Source organism: Tepidicaulis sp., assembly GCF_965222285.1.
Taxonomy (GTDB): Bacteria; Pseudomonadota; Alphaproteobacteria; order Parvibaculales; family Parvibaculaceae; genus Tepidicaulis.
In genome coordinates, this window is record NZ_OZ244942.1 from 2022116 (window position 1) to 2035689 (window position 13574).

A 13574-nucleotide genomic window follows, 5' to 3' on the forward strand; every position below is an offset into this window, starting at 1 on the left:
ACGAAAATGCTGCGGGCTTTTGTCAGTTCGGGACCACCTCTTTTCAGAGGGCTCCACCGGCGGATACCGGGAGCTGTCCCCACTACTGGCCACGCTTCAGAAGAAGCGAAAACCTTCGATTAGAGATAGGTCAGCGTCTGAACGACAATGACCGTGCCCAGCGCGGCAGACGCCACGAAGGAAAGATACCCGGTCTTCGCGCTGCCTTCCGGCTTCGTGAAAAGCGCGGCAATGGCATTGCCAAGCGGCTGGTTCTCGAAAGCCATGAGCTGGTAGCCGGTATAGACCGCGAGCACGGCAAAGGCGCCGAAGAAAGCGTCGCGGGCAGCCAGAAGGCCGAATTCAAAACCGGCCGCAATCAGCACGATCGCGGTAACCGAAACGATATTCCAAAGTGTCGAGCGCATGGGGGGCGTCCTATCTTTGTTTTGCGGTGCAATGTATCGCAATGCAGCATCTTTGCTGCGCCGCACAGGTTATAGATAGGAACTAACTGACAAATAGTCAAGTAGCGAAATTCGGTATGTTTACCAAAGGCTTGCGAATACCGCCATGCTCCTTAACCTATATAGGAGCTATATAGGGGCGGACGCAGGGGAAAACAGCCCCGCCCCGGCCTTATTTCTTAAGCGAGCACCAGGGAGAGAATGAAGATCCCGACAAGGAAGCTCCAGAACGAGGCGATGAGCGTGCTCAGAAGGAGCCAGAAAGGCGGGCGGTTTTCGATCACCTGGGCGCGCACCGCATTGCGCAGAATGACCGTCGGCCCGGCAAAGACCAGCGTGCAGACGCCCATGACCAGTCCGGCGGTCGTTTCCTGCCACATCTGAAAGCTGGCGGGCTTGTTCGTTACCAGGCGGTAGAAGCTGCCCGTCAAACCGGCAGCCACATATCCCGTGATCAGCGTCAAAAAGAAAACCATCAACTCGTGCATAATCCCTGCTCCCATGGCCGCCCCGCGGCCAGCGCCTTACGGCTTTGCCTCATCTTCAATGCCGTTCTCAAAGAGCGGGCCGCCTTGGGCCAGATCCCGGTCTTGACCCTGATCCTTGACCGCAAACTCGTCGGCCAGGGCCGGGCGCAGCGCATTGCCCTCCTCCAGGAACGCCAGATCGGCGCCAGGCGGGGCCGGAACATGACCGTCGAGCGGCAGGACTTCTGCCTTGGCCATGGCACAGCGCGCAGGTTCCGTGATGCAGGGGCTGACGGGGGCCGCGCTGGCGCCAGACCAGACCAAAACGGCATCCGTGGGACCGCCGGCATAAGCGACGTAACCCAGCAACATCATCACTTTGAGAACGAACGTAACCATGCCCCCGCTTGCGCAAGCCCCGTACCAGAGCGCAGCCCAATAGCGGTTTTTGCCGCTAGGGCATGTCTGGCGACGAAAAATTAAGAAAAATCAGGCAGTTATAGGAAAAGCCCGGCATAGGGCAGCCCCCGCGCGCCAAGGCGCGAACCGGCGGTTCTGTGCCGTTCTGTGCGCAAAACCGGGATGGCGAGGCCGATCTGTCTCAAAAGGAAACGCCTGCCTCCCTTCAAGTCCCCCCAAGGGGCCGCTAAGATGCGCCCGCCTGGGGCAAACCGAAACGCCCGGCAATGGCCGGACGAGGACAAGGAAGCGAGTGGTCAAATGGATGCAGCCGTAAAGGAACGCCCTGCCTGGCTCATTCCCGCTATTGTGGCCCTGGCCATTCTCGGCCTCTCGGCCGTCTTTCTCTATTATTACTTCGGCCCCTCGGCGAACGAGATCCTGGGCCTCAGCCCCAAGGCGACGGCAAGCGAGGAAATCGCCGAAGTGACGGTGGGCGGCAAGACGCTCTATGTGCCCTCGAATTTTACCCGTTACCCGGCCCAGCGCGGCGGCGAGCAGGAAGAGCTCGCCCTTCACGCCCTCCTGCCGGACCTCACGCCCTTCAGCCCGGAAGAGCGCGCGCTTTTCGAGGATAACAGCCCGAATTCCCGCGTCGTCCTGTTCAGCCTGAAAGCCGGCGACATGACGCTGCCTGAAGACCAGCGCTTTGCCGCTGTCTATAGCCGCTATTTTTCAGGGGAAGAGCCCGACGAAGTGATGAACGGGCTGGAGCACTACGCCTTTGCCGAAGGCTCGGGCTACCGCGACCAGGACCTTTTCCTCGCCACGGATGATCATGGAGAAATGCTGCTCCTGCTCTGCTTCCGCGAAACACCGGTGATTTTCAGCCCGTCCTGCTCACGCACGAAAGTGCTGCCGAACGGGCTCGTGCTGACATACCGGTATAAGCGCACGCGGCTGAAAAACTGGGCGGCGATCGACAGAAACATCCAGGCGCTGGTGGACAGCTTTTCCGAAAAACCCGGCAAAGCAGCTTCCGCTTCTTAAGGCGGGCGCGGATTTAGATATTTTCCGGCAGATCGATGTCGAGGATCGCCATCTGGAAGGCGTAGGAAACTTCGCCTTCGTCTTCGTCGCGAAAGATTACGCCGATAAATTCATCGCCGATATGCACTTCCACAGAATCGGATTTCTGCGGGCGAGCCGACACATGGATCGTATCCAGCCGGAATGTATCGCGCAGGTATTTTTCGAGACGCTTAACTTCTTGCTTGTCCAAAACGATCCCCAACTCACTGAAACAAATGGAAACACCTGCCATTCAAAGGCAAGGCGCAGGTTCTAACGAGCCTGCGCTGCCGATGCAACCTTTGGGAGCGGCAGCATTAACCGGCGCCAAAGAAGACCATATTGACGCAGCCGGAACAACCACCCGTTGCAGCTCATCACCGAGGCGTGAGCATAGAACGGCGCAGAAACCTGCTCTCCCCACCTTTGCTTGAGCATTTTTACTCCCGCCCGCCGCGCCTTTGCACAATGCGCAGCACACAAGCGGCGCGGGCGATACCTAAGAACGAATCGCTTCACGCCCTCTGCTTCAGCTTGTGGCCGACATCGACAATCGCCTCGATCGCCGGCACAAGCTCGGCGCCGAGTTCCGTCAGTTCATATTCGACGGAAGGAGGCGAAGTCGGCTTCACGTCGCGCCGCACGACGCCGCGCGTTTCAAGCTCGCGCAGCCTGGTGGTGAGCACTTTCGGCGAGACAGGGGGAATATCGAGCCTAAGCTCGCTGAACCGGCGCGGGCCAGCGCGCAGGCTCCAGATCACATTCACCGTCCAGGCACCGCCAATGATCGACATACATTCCGTAAGCGGACAGGCCTCCGGCGGCTGAGGGCTTTTGTTTTTGCGGATTTTCAAGGGCATGGCGCGTTTCCACCGGGTTGCCGGACAAAGAGATCGCCGCAGACGGGTTACCGGATGGAAACTCAATTCTGCAAGTTTCCAAAGGATAGTACATTTACAACAGAAAGCCTACTGCCTAGCTAGGAGCGCATCAGCCACCCCAATGCAAGGGACACAAGATGAAGCTCTACTACAAACCCGGCGCTTGTTCGCTCGCCCCCCATATCGCTCTGCGAATGGCAGGGCTCGACTTCACCCTGGAAAAAGTGGACACCCAGAAAAAAACCACGGAAAGCGGCGCGGATTATCTCGCCGTAACACCGAAAGGGTATGTCCCGGCGCTGGAAATCGCGGGCGGCGAAGTGCTGACCGAAGCTCCCGCCGTTCTGCAGTTCATCGGCGATCAGAAGCCGGAAAGCGGCCTTGCCCCACAGCCCGGCACGCTGGAGCGGCTGCGCGTTCAAGAACACCTGAACTATGTGGCCTCCGAACTTCACAAGGCTTACGGCCCCTTCTTCGGCGCGGCGCCGATTTCCGATGACGCCAAGCCCGCCGCGCTCGCCAATATCGAAAAGAAGCTGAATTATTTCGAGACGGTGCTGAGCGATGGCCGCGCCTATCTGACGGGCGGCACCTTCACCGTGGCCGACAGCTATTTCTTCGTCGTGACCAATTGGAGCAACTTCATCGGTCTCGACCTCGGCAAATGGCCGCATATCGCAGGCTATATGAGCCACGTTTCGGCACTGCCCGCCGTGCAGGAAGCGCTGAAGGCGGAAGGCCTTCTTGCCGCTTGAGCAAGAACCGAGCGGCTGGCCGGCGCAAACCGGCCAGCCCTTCCCTCTCCTTTGATAACGAGGCATCCCATGCATCCCGCGCATGCCACGGCAGCCTTTAGCGACATCGTTCAGACGCTGCAGGATTATTTCGACGGTCTTTATTACAGCGACGCGGAAAAGCTGGCCGGTATTTTTCATACGAAGGCAAATTACGCCTGCGCCACCGAAGCACCGCTTCTTTACTTGCGGATGGACGAATATCTGCCCATCGTCGCAAAGCGCCCATCACCTGCAAGCCGGGGCGAACCGCGGCGCGACAGTATCGAAGCTATCGAATTTGCCGGTCCCTACACCGCCTTTGCGCATGTGAAATGCGCAATCGGTCCCAAATATTTCACCGATTTTCTGACATTGATCCGTACGGACGGGAAATGGCAGATCATCTCGAAGATTTTCCATTACGATATCCTGCCAGAAACGGCAGAAGCTTGAAGAGAGGAGCACCCATGCCCTATGTGAATATCAAAATCACCCGCGAAGGCGTGACCCCGGCGCAGAAAGCAGAACTGATCAAAGGCACGACGGATCTGCTCGTCAAAGTGCTGAACAAGAACCCGGCAACGACGGTCGTCGTCATCAATGAAGTGGACATGGAAGATTGGGGTATCGGCGGCCTGCCGGTGGAAGAATACCGCAAGACCCTCACGTCCTCTTAACAGGATAAAGCCTCATAAAAGGATAAACCCATGGCCCTTGTCAGCGCGCTTACTGAAAAGCTCGGCATCGACATTCCGCTGCTGCTTGCCCCCATGGCCGGGGTAAGCGGCGGGGAACTTGCCGCCGCCGTCAGCCGGGCGGGCGGGCTCGGGTTTATCGGCACGGGCTATATGGAAGAAGACTGGCTGCGCGGGGAACTTGCCAAGGCAGGAAACGAGAAGGTCGGCGCCGGCTTCATTACCTGGGTGCTGGCGCAGAAACCGCACCTCCTCCCCTTCGCGCTCGATCATGCGCCGAAAGCCATCTTCCTGTCTTTCGGTGAGATCGAACCTTTTGCCCCGCAAGTGAAAGAGCGCGGCATCCCGCTCATTGCCCAGGTGCAAACGCTGGCTCAGGCCAAACGCGCCGCTAAGGCCGGAGCTGATTTCATCGTCGCGCAGGGAACGGAAGCGGGCGGGCATGGCGCAAAGCGCGCCACCTTCCCGCTCGTGCCTGCCATTGCCGATGCCGTGGACGTGCCCGTCATTGCGGCGGGCGGCATCGGCGACGGGCGCGGACTTGCCGCCGCCTTGATGCTGGGGGCCTGCGGTGCCGTTTGCGGCAGTGCTTTTTACGCCGCCCCCGAAGCGCTCTCCCACGCCAAAGCAAAAGAGCAAGCACTGAGCGCGAGCGGCGATGACACGCAGCGCAGCTCCGTTTTCGACATTGCCCGCGGCATCAACTGGCCGCGCGAATGGACCATGCGGACGCTGAAAAACAGCTTCTCGGAAAAATGGACGGGTGATACGCAGGCGCTGCAACAGCATGCCGCCGAAGAAGGCGCACGTTACGCAGAAGCTGCCGCCAAAGGCGATTTCGACACCGCCGCCATCATCATCGGCGAGGCCGTGGATCTGGTGACCCAAAGCCGGCCTGCCGAAGAGATTACCCGGAAGATCGCAGGCGATACCGAAGCGCTGCTGAAAAACGCCGCTGCAAATTTTCTGCGCTGAGACTTTCTATAAGGACTTAGCGGGCCGTATAGCCGCCATCGACGACAAGCTCCGAGCCCGTGACGAAAGAAGACTCGTCCGAGGCAAGGAAGAGGATCGCCTTGCCGATTTCCATCGCCGTGCCAAGCCGGCCGATGGGGTGCAGCATCGAAAGCAGGCCCAGCATTTCATTGGGGCTTGCCTCTTCTGAGCGCTCCACCACGCCGCGCACGAGCGGTGTATCGATATAGCCCGGATGCACGGAATTGACGCGGATATTGTAGCCCGCCTCCGCGCATTCCAGCGCAGCGACTTTGGTGAGCAGCCGCACCCCGCCCTTCGCGGCGTTGTAATCGGATGAGCGCGGCGTGCCGACGAGGCCCATGATCGAGGAAATATTGATGATCGAGCCGCCGCCCGAATTCTTCATGGCGCGGATCGCGTATTTGCAGCCGAGAAAAACGCTGTCGAGATCGACGGCAAGCGTGCGCCGCCAGCTTTCAAGCGGCATGTCCTCAATGGGATGACCTTCCGGCGCAATGCCCGCATTATTGACGAGCACATGCAGCCCGCCGAAAGCGCGCACCGTCTCGGCAGTCACTTTCTCCCAGGCCTCTTCGCTCGTCACGTCATGGGACATGAAGGAAGCAAGGTGACCGGCATTCTGGATTTTATCGGCAAGCGCCTGGCCTGCCGCCTCGTCCACATCCGTGCACATGACCTTCGCGCCTTCGCTGGCCAGAAGTTCGGCCGTTGCCGCACCGATGCCTTTTGCCGCGCCCGTCACAATGGCGACCTTGCCGCTCAACCGTCCCATAGGAAGCTCCCCGTTATCGCGTGTTGTTTTGCGGCATCTTGCCGCCGCGACGAGGCAATGGCCAGCCCTTAAACGCCGCACCCTAGAGCGCTTCAAAGAGGACAGAGACGCCCGCCCATGCTATAGGCTGGCGCAAAGAAATATCCGCGCCCGGCAGCGGCGCGGCAGGCAAAACGGTAAAATCAGGGAGTGCCCCATGGCGATCGCCTATCTCATCACCTATGAAGCATCGGACCCGGATACGATCGTGCAGCAGCTCAAAGCCTATAAGGAACGCGAGCTCGACCGCTCGCCGCCCAAGGGCTATCTCGGCGCGCGCATTCTGGAAGGCACGGATGGCAAGACTGTGACGTTTCTGACCGAGTGGGAAAGCGAAGAGCAGCTTGAAGACACCCGCGACAGCGCGCCCTGGGAAGCCTGCATGGACCTGAACGAGACCTTTTCGGACAGCAACAAGGCGCTGACGTTTAAAATGATAAGCTGAGCGGCAGCCGCTCCCACCGGCGCGCTGGCCTGAGACCCGCCGGCGCGTCTATCATTTGCCCCATGAGCAGCACCTACCCCAATTCCTATTATGCGGCGACGGCCAAGGGCGTGCCGGCGCTGACCCGCCTTGAAGAGGACATCACCTGCGATGTCTGCATCATCGGGGCGGGCTATACCGGCCTTTCCGCCGCGCTGCACCTTGCAGAAAAAGGATATAAGCCCGTCGTCCTTGAAGCCGAGCGCATCGGCTGGGGCGCGTCGGGGCGCAATGGCGGCCAGCTCGGCACCACCTTGCGCAAGGAACAAGGTGAGCTTGAAGCGCTCTATGGCAAGGAAATGGCGCAGCGCCTTTGGGAGCTTGCCCAAGATTCCGTTGCCACCGTCAAATCCATCATCGAGCGCTACAAGATCGACTGCGATCTGACGCCCGGTATTTTACACGCTGCCTGGAAGCGCAAGGATGCCGCGGATCTTGAAGAAGAAGCCGCGCATATGCGCGAGGCTTACGGCTATGAAAAGCTGCGCTATGTGCCGCGCGAGGAAATGCGCGAAATGGTGGCAAGCCCGCGCTATTGGGGCGGCGCGCTCGATGAAGGCGCAGCCCACCTTCACCCCTTGAATTTCGCGTTGGGCATGGCTGAAGCGGCAAAGGAAAAAGGCGCGCGGATTTTTGAGGACAGCCGCGTGCTCGACATCAGCGAAAGCGACCCGGCCCGCATCCGCACTGCCCATGGCACGGTAAAAGCTTCCCATGTCGTTATCGCCTGCAACGGTTATCTCGGCAAACTGGAAAGCCGGGTGAACGGCTACATCATGCCGATCAACAATTTCATCATCGCAACGGAGCCGCTCGGCGCGGAAGGCGCAAAGGCGCTGATCCGCGACAATGTCGCCGTGGCGGATACGAAATTCGTGATCGACTATTACCGCCTCTCCCCCGACGGGCGGCTGCTTTTCGGCGGCGGGGAAAACTACTCGCCGAACTTCCCCAAAGACATTGCCGCTTTCGTGCGCAAGCCCATGCTGCGCGTCTTTCCGCAGCTCAAAGACGTGCGCATCGATTATGCCTGGGGCGGCACGCTCGCCATCACCTTGAGCCGCATGCCGCAATTCGGCCGCCTCGCGCCCAACCGGATTTTCGCCCATGGCTATTCCGGCCAGGGCATCAATGTGGCAACACTTGCCGGCAAACTGATCGCCGAAACCGTAAGCGGCACGGCGGAGCGCTTCGATCTTTTGGCCGGCATGAAGACACAAAAATTCCCGGGCGGCACGTTGCTGCGCTACCCGGGTCTTGTTGCCGGCATGCTCTTTTATGCGATGAAAGACAGGCTGCCTTAAGCGGCCTGTTCTTTCAGTCCACGCCTATTTTTCTTTCGGCTTGTCTTCCTCGCGGATCACATGATCCATCGCCCGCGACGGCCGCTCGCAGCCCGCGCAGCCGACGACCTTGGCGGGAATGCCCGCCACCGTGCAATTGGCCGGCACGTCCTGCAGTACGACGCTGCCCGCACCGACGCGCGCGCAATCACCGATCGTAAGGTTACCGAGAATTTTCGCATCCGCGCCGAGCAGCACACCGTTGCCCACCTTGGGATGGCGGTCGCCGGATTCTTTCCCCGTGCCGCCGAGATTGACCCCGTGCAGCATGGAAACATCATCGCCCACGACAGCGGTCTCACCGATCACGACGCCCGTCGCATGGTCCATCATGATGCCGCGCCCGAAGCGGGCGGCGGGGTGAATATCCACCGCGAAAAGTTCCGACACCCGGCTTTGAATGAAAAGCGCCATGGCCTTGCGCCCGCCCGTCCAAAGCTCATGGGCGAAACGGTGCGCCTGAATGGCGTTGAAGCCTTTGAAGAACAAGAGCGGCTGGATATAGGCATGGCAGGCCGGGTCCCGGTCGAAGACCGCCGACATATCCGCCCGGCAGGCCGCCGCAATGTCCGGGTTAGCCTTCAACACATCCTCGAAGACTTCCCGCAGCACCATGGCCGAGACTTCCTCGCTGGAAAGTTTCCGCGCCACATGGAAGGACAGCATTTCATCGAAGGAATCGTGGTTGAGCACGGTGCCGTAAATGTAACTCGCCAGCACTGGTTCGCTGGCCGCCATTTCGCGGGCTTCTTCCTGAAGGCGCTGCCAAATCGGATCGCAGCTCTCGACCTGCTCGATAGGTCTGGACATGGCCGTCCCTCTCTTCAAGTGGCCGCGCGCGGCCTCTAAGTCAAACCAGACTATCACATAGGCCAGCCCTTATGCGAATTCAACTGGGCAGCGTGGTCAACGGGACGTGAATGCTCCCCGGCGCACCTGTGCTAAGCTCGCCCAAAAGCGGGCAGAAAAGCGCGCATTTCGGGAGGTTTCATGACGATTGCACCGGCTGGTTTCGTATCCCTTGAAACGATTCGGCTCTATGCCGAATGGCAGGGCGAAGGACCGCCCCTCCTCTTCATCTCCGGCACGGGAGGCGACCTGCGCAAAAAGCCGAACCTTTTCGACGGCCCCTTGCCCAAAGCCTTCACCACCCTTTCCTACGATCAGCGCGGCCTCGGCCAGAGCGGGAAACCGAAGGCATCGCAGAGCGCGCCCTACACAATGCAAGACTATGCCGAGGACGCAGCCGCGCTGATGGAAGCGGCGGGCTGGAAACGCGCGCATGTCATGGGCGTTTCCTTCGGCGGCATGGTGGCCCAGGAACTCGCCATCCGGTTCCCCGAAAAAGTGGATAAGCTCGTCCTTGCCTGCACCTCGCCCGGCGGAGACGGCGGCGCCTCCTACCCTCTCCATACGCTCACCCATATGAGCGGGGAAGAACGCGCCCGGCACATGATCCCCATTTCCGACACCCGTCACGGCGACGATTGGGCAAAGGCCCATCCCGAACATTATGAAGAGCTCGTGCGCATGGCCGCCGACGATCCTTATGCGGGCGAACCCGGCCATGGCGAGGGCGCGCTTGCCCAGCTTGAAGCGCGCGCCGCCCATGACACCTGGGACCGGCTCGGCGCCATCAAAGCCCCGACGCTTATTTGCGGCGGCACATATGACGGCATCGCCCTGCCCGAAACCCAGGAAAAGCTGCAAAGCCGGATTGCAGGCGCGAAACTGGAAATGTTCGAAGGCGGACATCTTTTCCTGCTGCAGGACCGCCGCGCTTTTAAAGAGATCATCGCCTTTCTGAAGGACTGACTGCCCAATTCGGGCAGTCCCCAGAGAGCACCCAAAGAGCTAGTCTCCCCGGCGGAATTCGGGACTTCGGGAGGACAAGATGGGCCGCAAAATTCTTTTCATCACGACCGACCAGATGCGTTTCGACGCGCTGGGCTGCAATGGCGGCAAGGTCGCGCGCACGCCCGCTATCGACGCGCTGGCGAAAGGCGGCGTCAATTACACCCGCGCCCATGGCCAGTCGGTCGTGTGCATGCCCGCCCGCTCCACCATGTTGACCGGCCAATATGTCAGCACGCACGGCGTATGGATGAACGGCGTGCCGCTGCCCGAGAACGCGCCCTCCGTCGCCGCCTACCTGAAAGAGAACGCCAATTACGCCACGGCGCTGATCGGCAAGGCGCATTTCGAGCCTTTCGTGGATTTCGATCTGAAATTCTATGAAAACCGCATGGCGCGCAACGGCGAATACGGCCCTCACCGCGGCTTCGACCATATGGAGCTTTCAAGCCATACACCGCTCATTCTTCATTACAACGAATGGATGAAGAAAAACGCGCCGGACGAAATCGGCGGCTTCTACCGCAATCTCAATGAAAAATTCGAAGTGAATGCCGCAGGCGGCGGCGACACTGGCGCTTGCCAGGTGCATCACAACCCCGTCTCCCGCGAGCATTACCACACAGACTGGGTGGCCGAGCGCACCATGGCCTGGCTCGACAGTCTGGATGCGGACGAAGATTTTTTCTGCTGGATGAGCTTTCCCGATCCCCATCACCCCTGGGACCCGCCGGAAAGCGAGCTCGCCCGGATAGACTGGCGCGATCTTGCCCTGCCCGAAGCCTATCCGGGCTCGAAGGAAAAGATGCGGGAAATCCTGGAAGGCAAGCCCAAGCACTGGATGTGGTACTGGACGGGCGAGCGCGTCACCAATGTCGAAGCCCCGCCGGAATTCGCCGCCCGCGATATGACGCCCGATCAGGTGCGCGAAATCAACGCCATGACCCATATCGAAAACGAGCTGATCGACGAAGCCTGCGCGAAGGTTTTCGCAAAGCTGGAAGAACGCGGCTGGGCGGACGATACCGACATTATCTTCACTACCGATCACGGCGAGTTCCAGGGCGATTATGGCCTCCTCTTCAAAGGGCCTTACCATGTGGAAAGCCTGATGCGCCTGCCCTTCATCTGGAAGCCGGGAAAATCGGCGGGCATCGCCCCGGCGCAAGTTAACCGCCCCGTCGGCCAGATCGATCTGGCGCCTACCTTCTGCGAGATCGCGGGCCTGCCCATACCGGACTGGATGCAAGGCAAGACCCTGCCCAAAAACGAAGAAGAAGCGGAACGGCAGAACCGGGACCGCGTCTTCACCGAATGGGATTCGGTTTATAAGGACGGTACGGAAGTTTCCATCCGCACACTCACCCGCGATCACTACATCATCACCGCCTATAACAAGACCAATATCTATGAGGGCACCGAGGGAGAGCTTTACGACCTCAAGGAAGACCCCTATCAATGGCGGAACCTTTGGGACGACCCGGCTTATAAAGACATCAAAGCCGGGCTCTTGGACGACCTGAAGGCGGCTCTCCCGCCGGTGCGTGAACCGCGTCTGGATTGGGTGGCCATGGTGTGACCCGGAGCGGAGGCGGAAATGACGAGCAGCACGGAACGTATGATCGCGGAAAAAGACGGCGCCATCGGCTGGATGGTGTTCAACAATCCGCTCCGCCACAACGCGGTAAGCACCGATATGTGGCAGGCCGTGCCGGAAATTCTGGATGCCTTCGAAAATGATGACGCCATCCGCGTGATCGTGCTGGCCGGGGCCGGGGAAAAAGCCTTCGTTGCCGGCGCCGACATTTCCCAGTTCGAGGAAACGCGCTCTTCACCTGAAAAAGTGCAGGAATATGAAGATATGACGGCGAGCGCTTTCGAGCGCATTGCCGCATGCACCAAGCCCACCATCGCCATGATCGACGGCTATTGCATCGGCGGCGGGCTTGGCATCGCGCTGTCTTGTGATCTGCGCTATGCGGCGGAAGGTTCGACCTTCGGTATTCCCGCCGCCCGCCTCGGCCTTGCCTATCCGCTCGGCCAGACGCGCCGTCTCGTCAATCTGGTGGGCCCTGCCTGCTCGAAAGAAATCTTTTTCACCGCCAAACGCTACGGCGCAGAAGAAGCGCTCGCCATGGGTCTCATCAACCAGCTCTTTTCCAAAGAAGACTTGCGCGAGCATGTGCTCGCCACCTGCGCTTCCATTGCCGACAATGCGCCGCTCACCGTTGCCAGTGAAAAGCAGATTGTCGATGAGATCGGCAAAGCACCGGGCAATTTCGATGCGGCCTACTGCAACCGGCTGATCGGCCGCTGCTTTGCCAGCGAAGATTATGCCGAAGGGCGCACCGCCTTCATGGAAAAACGCCGCCCCCGCTTCCGCGGCAGGTAAGCCTCCTATTTCCGAGATCGCGCTAGAGAAGCGCCGCCAGACCGGCTAGAGTCCCGTCCAAACAAGAAACAACGGACAGGGAGTTTGATATGGCAGGTCGGCTGAAAGGCAAAGTCGCCATCGTGACAGGCGGCGCAAGCGGCATGGGTAAAAGCACCGTGGAGCTTTTTCTCGAAGAAGGCGCGAAGGTCGTTGCCGCCGATGTGACGGACCATCTGGGTGAGGAAATGACCCAAATTCTGGGTCCGGATTTTCTCTATATCCACACGGATGTCTCCGTCGAAGCGGATATGAAACATCTCGTCAACGAGACCGTGAAGAAATTCGGGCGGCTCGATTGCATGTTCAATAATGCCGGCTATGTCGGCGCGCGCGGCGAGCTTTTCCAGATCGATATGGACGAGTTCGACGAAACGGTGGGCGTGCTGCTGAAAGGCGTGTTCCTCGGCTATAAATACGCCGTGCCGGTGATGAAGGTGCAAGGGGCAGGCTCGATCATCTCCACCGCCTCCGTCGCGGGGCTCCAGGCAGGCTTCGGACCGCAGCCTTATTCGGCCTGCAAGGCAGCCGTCGCGCATCTCGCCCGCACGGCGGCGCTCGAACTTGGGCCGCACAACATCCGATCAAACGCCATTTGCCCGGGCGGCATCGCCACTTCCATCTTCGGCTCGGCCATGGGGCTCGGCTCGCAGGTGGCCGATAAGTTCGGTGAATTCATCAAGCCGCGCCTTGCCAAGATCCAGCCCATTCCGAAGGCAGGGCTCGGCCAGCATATTGCCGAAACGGCGCTCTTTCTTGCTTCCGATGCCTCCGAATTCGTGACCGGCCAGGCCATCGCCGTCGATGGCGGGCTGACCGCCGGTCCCATGCACGGGATCGGCACCAGCTTGAACATGGAAGAAGCGGTGACGGAGTTCATGAATTCCGTGCAGGACGGTCAGTCCTGAACGGCTGAG

At 60.0% G+C, this 13574-nt stretch carries 18 protein-coding genes; 11 read left to right on the forward strand and 7 right to left on the reverse strand.

Annotated elements, in window-relative coordinates; translation table 11 throughout:
* Nucleotides 1-119: 119 nt before the first annotated feature.
* From ACOQOT_RS09685 to ACOQOT_RS09695, 3 genes are all read right to left on the reverse strand, one after another.
* Nucleotides 120-407: a hypothetical protein gene (locus tag ACOQOT_RS09685; protein WP_420559080.1), complete on the reverse strand. Its 288-nt coding sequence runs from the start codon at nt 405-407 to the stop codon at nt 120-122.
* 218 nt (nt 408-625) lie between these two features.
* On the reverse strand, nt 626-934 hold the full coding sequence (locus tag ACOQOT_RS09690) for a DUF6949 family protein (RefSeq protein ID WP_420559081.1): 309 nt from the start codon (nt 932-934) through the stop codon (nt 626-628).
* A gap of 36 nt (nt 935-970) precedes the next feature.
* The gene (locus ACOQOT_RS09695; protein ID WP_420559082.1) at nt 971-1312 is read right to left on the reverse strand and encodes a hypothetical protein; all 342 of its coding nucleotides are present in this window, start codon (nt 1310-1312) and stop codon (nt 971-973) included.
* A 321-nt stretch (nt 1313-1633) separates the two neighbouring features.
* On the opposite strand from ACOQOT_RS09695, the gene ACOQOT_RS09700 reads away from it, so the two are divergent.
* Entirely contained in the window at nt 1634-2362 is a 729-nt protein-coding gene (locus ACOQOT_RS09700) for a hypothetical protein (RefSeq protein WP_420559083.1), read from the forward strand.
* A gap of 13 nt (nt 2363-2375) precedes the next feature.
* Here the strand turns inward: ACOQOT_RS09700 and ACOQOT_RS09705 are convergent, their stop codons facing one another.
* A complete protein-coding gene (locus tag ACOQOT_RS09705; RefSeq protein WP_420559084.1) occupies nt 2376-2594 on the reverse strand; it encodes a DUF3126 family protein in 219 nt (72 codons plus the stop codon).
* 304 nt (nt 2595-2898) lie between these two features.
* The gene (locus ACOQOT_RS09710) at nt 2899-3243 is read right to left on the reverse strand and encodes a winged helix-turn-helix transcriptional regulator (RefSeq protein WP_420559085.1); all 345 of its coding nucleotides are present in this window, start codon (nt 3241-3243) and stop codon (nt 2899-2901) included.
* Between the two features lie 158 nt (nt 3244-3401).
* On the opposite strand from ACOQOT_RS09710, the gene gstA reads away from it, so the two are divergent.
* The 4 genes from gstA (at nt 3402) to ACOQOT_RS09730 (ending at nt 5710) form a co-directional block, all read left to right on the forward strand.
* On the forward strand, nt 3402-4019 hold the full coding sequence (gene gstA / locus ACOQOT_RS09715; RefSeq protein ID WP_420559086.1) for a glutathione transferase GstA: 618 nt from the start codon (nt 3402-3404) through the stop codon (nt 4017-4019).
* A 69-nt stretch (nt 4020-4088) separates the two neighbouring features.
* Nucleotides 4089-4493, forward strand: a complete 405-nt coding sequence (locus ACOQOT_RS09720) for a nuclear transport factor 2 family protein (protein WP_420559087.1) — start codon at nt 4089-4091, stop codon at nt 4491-4493.
* A gap of 14 nt (nt 4494-4507) precedes the next feature.
* On the forward strand, nt 4508-4717 hold the full coding sequence (locus ACOQOT_RS09725; RefSeq protein ID WP_420559088.1) for a tautomerase family protein: 210 nt from the start codon (nt 4508-4510) through the stop codon (nt 4715-4717).
* 30 nt (nt 4718-4747) lie between these two features.
* Nucleotides 4748-5710 carry an NAD(P)H-dependent flavin oxidoreductase gene (locus ACOQOT_RS09730; RefSeq protein ID WP_420559089.1) on the forward strand — a complete coding sequence of 321 codons (963 nt, stop codon included), beginning with the start codon at nt 4748-4750 and terminating at the stop codon, nt 5708-5710.
* Between the two features lie 16 nt (nt 5711-5726).
* On the opposite strand, the gene ACOQOT_RS09735 is transcribed toward ACOQOT_RS09730, so the two are convergent.
* Entirely contained in the window at nt 5727-6506 is a 780-nt protein-coding gene (locus tag ACOQOT_RS09735) for a glucose 1-dehydrogenase (RefSeq protein ID WP_420559090.1), read from the reverse strand.
* A gap of 196 nt (nt 6507-6702) precedes the next feature.
* Between ACOQOT_RS09735 and ACOQOT_RS09740 the strand changes: the two genes are divergently transcribed.
* Both ACOQOT_RS09740 and ACOQOT_RS09745 read left to right on the forward strand, forming a co-directional pair.
* On the forward strand, nt 6703-6990 hold the full coding sequence (locus tag ACOQOT_RS09740; RefSeq protein ID WP_420559091.1) for a hypothetical protein: 288 nt from the start codon (nt 6703-6705) through the stop codon (nt 6988-6990).
* A gap of 62 nt (nt 6991-7052) precedes the next feature.
* Nucleotides 7053-8333 (forward strand): NAD(P)/FAD-dependent oxidoreductase, encoded by a 1281-nt coding sequence (locus ACOQOT_RS09745; RefSeq protein WP_420559092.1) that lies wholly within the window; start codon nt 7053-7055, stop codon nt 8331-8333.
* Nucleotides 8334-8357: 24 nt separating this feature from the next.
* Here the strand turns inward: ACOQOT_RS09745 and cysE are convergent, their stop codons facing one another.
* A complete protein-coding gene (gene cysE, locus ACOQOT_RS09750) occupies nt 8358-9182 on the reverse strand; it encodes a serine O-acetyltransferase (protein WP_045448274.1) in 825 nt (274 codons plus the stop codon).
* A 180-nt stretch (nt 9183-9362) separates the two neighbouring features.
* Here cysE and ACOQOT_RS09755 point away from each other — a divergent pair, with 180 nt between their 5' ends.
* The 4 genes from ACOQOT_RS09755 (at nt 9363) to ACOQOT_RS09770 (ending at nt 13565) form a co-directional block, all read left to right on the forward strand.
* Nucleotides 9363-10187, forward strand: coding sequence for an alpha/beta fold hydrolase (locus ACOQOT_RS09755; RefSeq protein ID WP_420559093.1), 825 nt, complete (start codon nt 9363-9365; stop codon nt 10185-10187).
* A gap of 79 nt (nt 10188-10266) precedes the next feature.
* The gene (locus ACOQOT_RS09760) at nt 10267-11805 is read left to right on the forward strand and encodes a sulfatase (protein ID WP_420559094.1); all 1539 of its coding nucleotides are present in this window, start codon (nt 10267-10269) and stop codon (nt 11803-11805) included.
* Nucleotides 11806-11823: 18 nt separating this feature from the next.
* Nucleotides 11824-12618 carry an enoyl-CoA hydratase gene (locus ACOQOT_RS09765; RefSeq protein WP_420559095.1) on the forward strand — a complete coding sequence of 265 codons (795 nt, stop codon included), beginning with the start codon at nt 11824-11826 and terminating at the stop codon, nt 12616-12618.
* An 89-nt stretch (nt 12619-12707) separates the two neighbouring features.
* Nucleotides 12708-13565, forward strand: a complete 858-nt coding sequence (locus ACOQOT_RS09770; protein WP_420559096.1) for an SDR family oxidoreductase — start codon at nt 12708-12710, stop codon at nt 13563-13565.
* The last annotated feature ends 9 nt before the right edge of the window (nt 13566-13574 follow it).

What these genes read in the sequence shown, in the direction of transcription:
- ACOQOT_RS09685 (WP_420559080.1), bottom strand. Translation starts at nt 407, where the DNA reads ATGCGCTCGACACTTTGGAATATCGTTTCGGTTACCGCGATCGTGCTG.
- ACOQOT_RS09690 (WP_420559081.1), bottom strand. Translation starts at nt 934, where the DNA reads ATGCACGAGTTGATGGTTTTCTTTTTGACGCTGATCACGGGATATGTG.
- ACOQOT_RS09695 (WP_420559082.1), bottom strand. Translation starts at nt 1,312, where the DNA reads ATGGTTACGTTCGTTCTCAAAGTGATGATGTTGCTGGGTTACGTCGCT.
- ACOQOT_RS09700 (WP_420559083.1), top strand. Translation starts at nt 1,634, where the DNA reads ATGGATGCAGCCGTAAAGGAACGCCCTGCCTGGCTCATTCCCGCTATT.
- ACOQOT_RS09710 (WP_420559085.1), bottom strand. Translation starts at nt 3,243, where the DNA reads ATGCCCTTGAAAATCCGCAAAAACAAAAGCCCTCAGCCGCCGGAGGCC.
- gstA (WP_420559086.1), top strand. Translation starts at nt 3,402, where the DNA reads ATGAAGCTCTACTACAAACCCGGCGCTTGTTCGCTCGCCCCCCATATC.
- ACOQOT_RS09720 (WP_420559087.1), top strand. Translation starts at nt 4,089, where the DNA reads ATGCATCCCGCGCATGCCACGGCAGCCTTTAGCGACATCGTTCAGACG.
- ACOQOT_RS09725 (WP_420559088.1), top strand. Translation starts at nt 4,508, where the DNA reads ATGCCCTATGTGAATATCAAAATCACCCGCGAAGGCGTGACCCCGGCG.
- ACOQOT_RS09730 (WP_420559089.1), top strand. Translation starts at nt 4,748, where the DNA reads ATGGCCCTTGTCAGCGCGCTTACTGAAAAGCTCGGCATCGACATTCCG.
- ACOQOT_RS09735 (WP_420559090.1), bottom strand. Translation starts at nt 6,506, where the DNA reads ATGGGACGGTTGAGCGGCAAGGTCGCCATTGTGACGGGCGCGGCAAAA.
- ACOQOT_RS09740 (WP_420559091.1), top strand. Translation starts at nt 6,703, where the DNA reads ATGGCGATCGCCTATCTCATCACCTATGAAGCATCGGACCCGGATACG.
- ACOQOT_RS09745 (WP_420559092.1), top strand. Translation starts at nt 7,053, where the DNA reads ATGAGCAGCACCTACCCCAATTCCTATTATGCGGCGACGGCCAAGGGC.
- cysE (WP_045448274.1), bottom strand. Translation starts at nt 9,182, where the DNA reads ATGTCCAGACCTATCGAGCAGGTCGAGAGCTGCGATCCGATTTGGCAG.
- ACOQOT_RS09755 (WP_420559093.1), top strand. Translation starts at nt 9,363, where the DNA reads ATGACGATTGCACCGGCTGGTTTCGTATCCCTTGAAACGATTCGGCTC.
- ACOQOT_RS09760 (WP_420559094.1), top strand. Translation starts at nt 10,267, where the DNA reads ATGGGCCGCAAAATTCTTTTCATCACGACCGACCAGATGCGTTTCGAC.
- ACOQOT_RS09765 (WP_420559095.1), top strand. Translation starts at nt 11,824, where the DNA reads ATGACGAGCAGCACGGAACGTATGATCGCGGAAAAAGACGGCGCCATC.
- ACOQOT_RS09770 (WP_420559096.1), top strand. Translation starts at nt 12,708, where the DNA reads ATGGCAGGTCGGCTGAAAGGCAAAGTCGCCATCGTGACAGGCGGCGCA.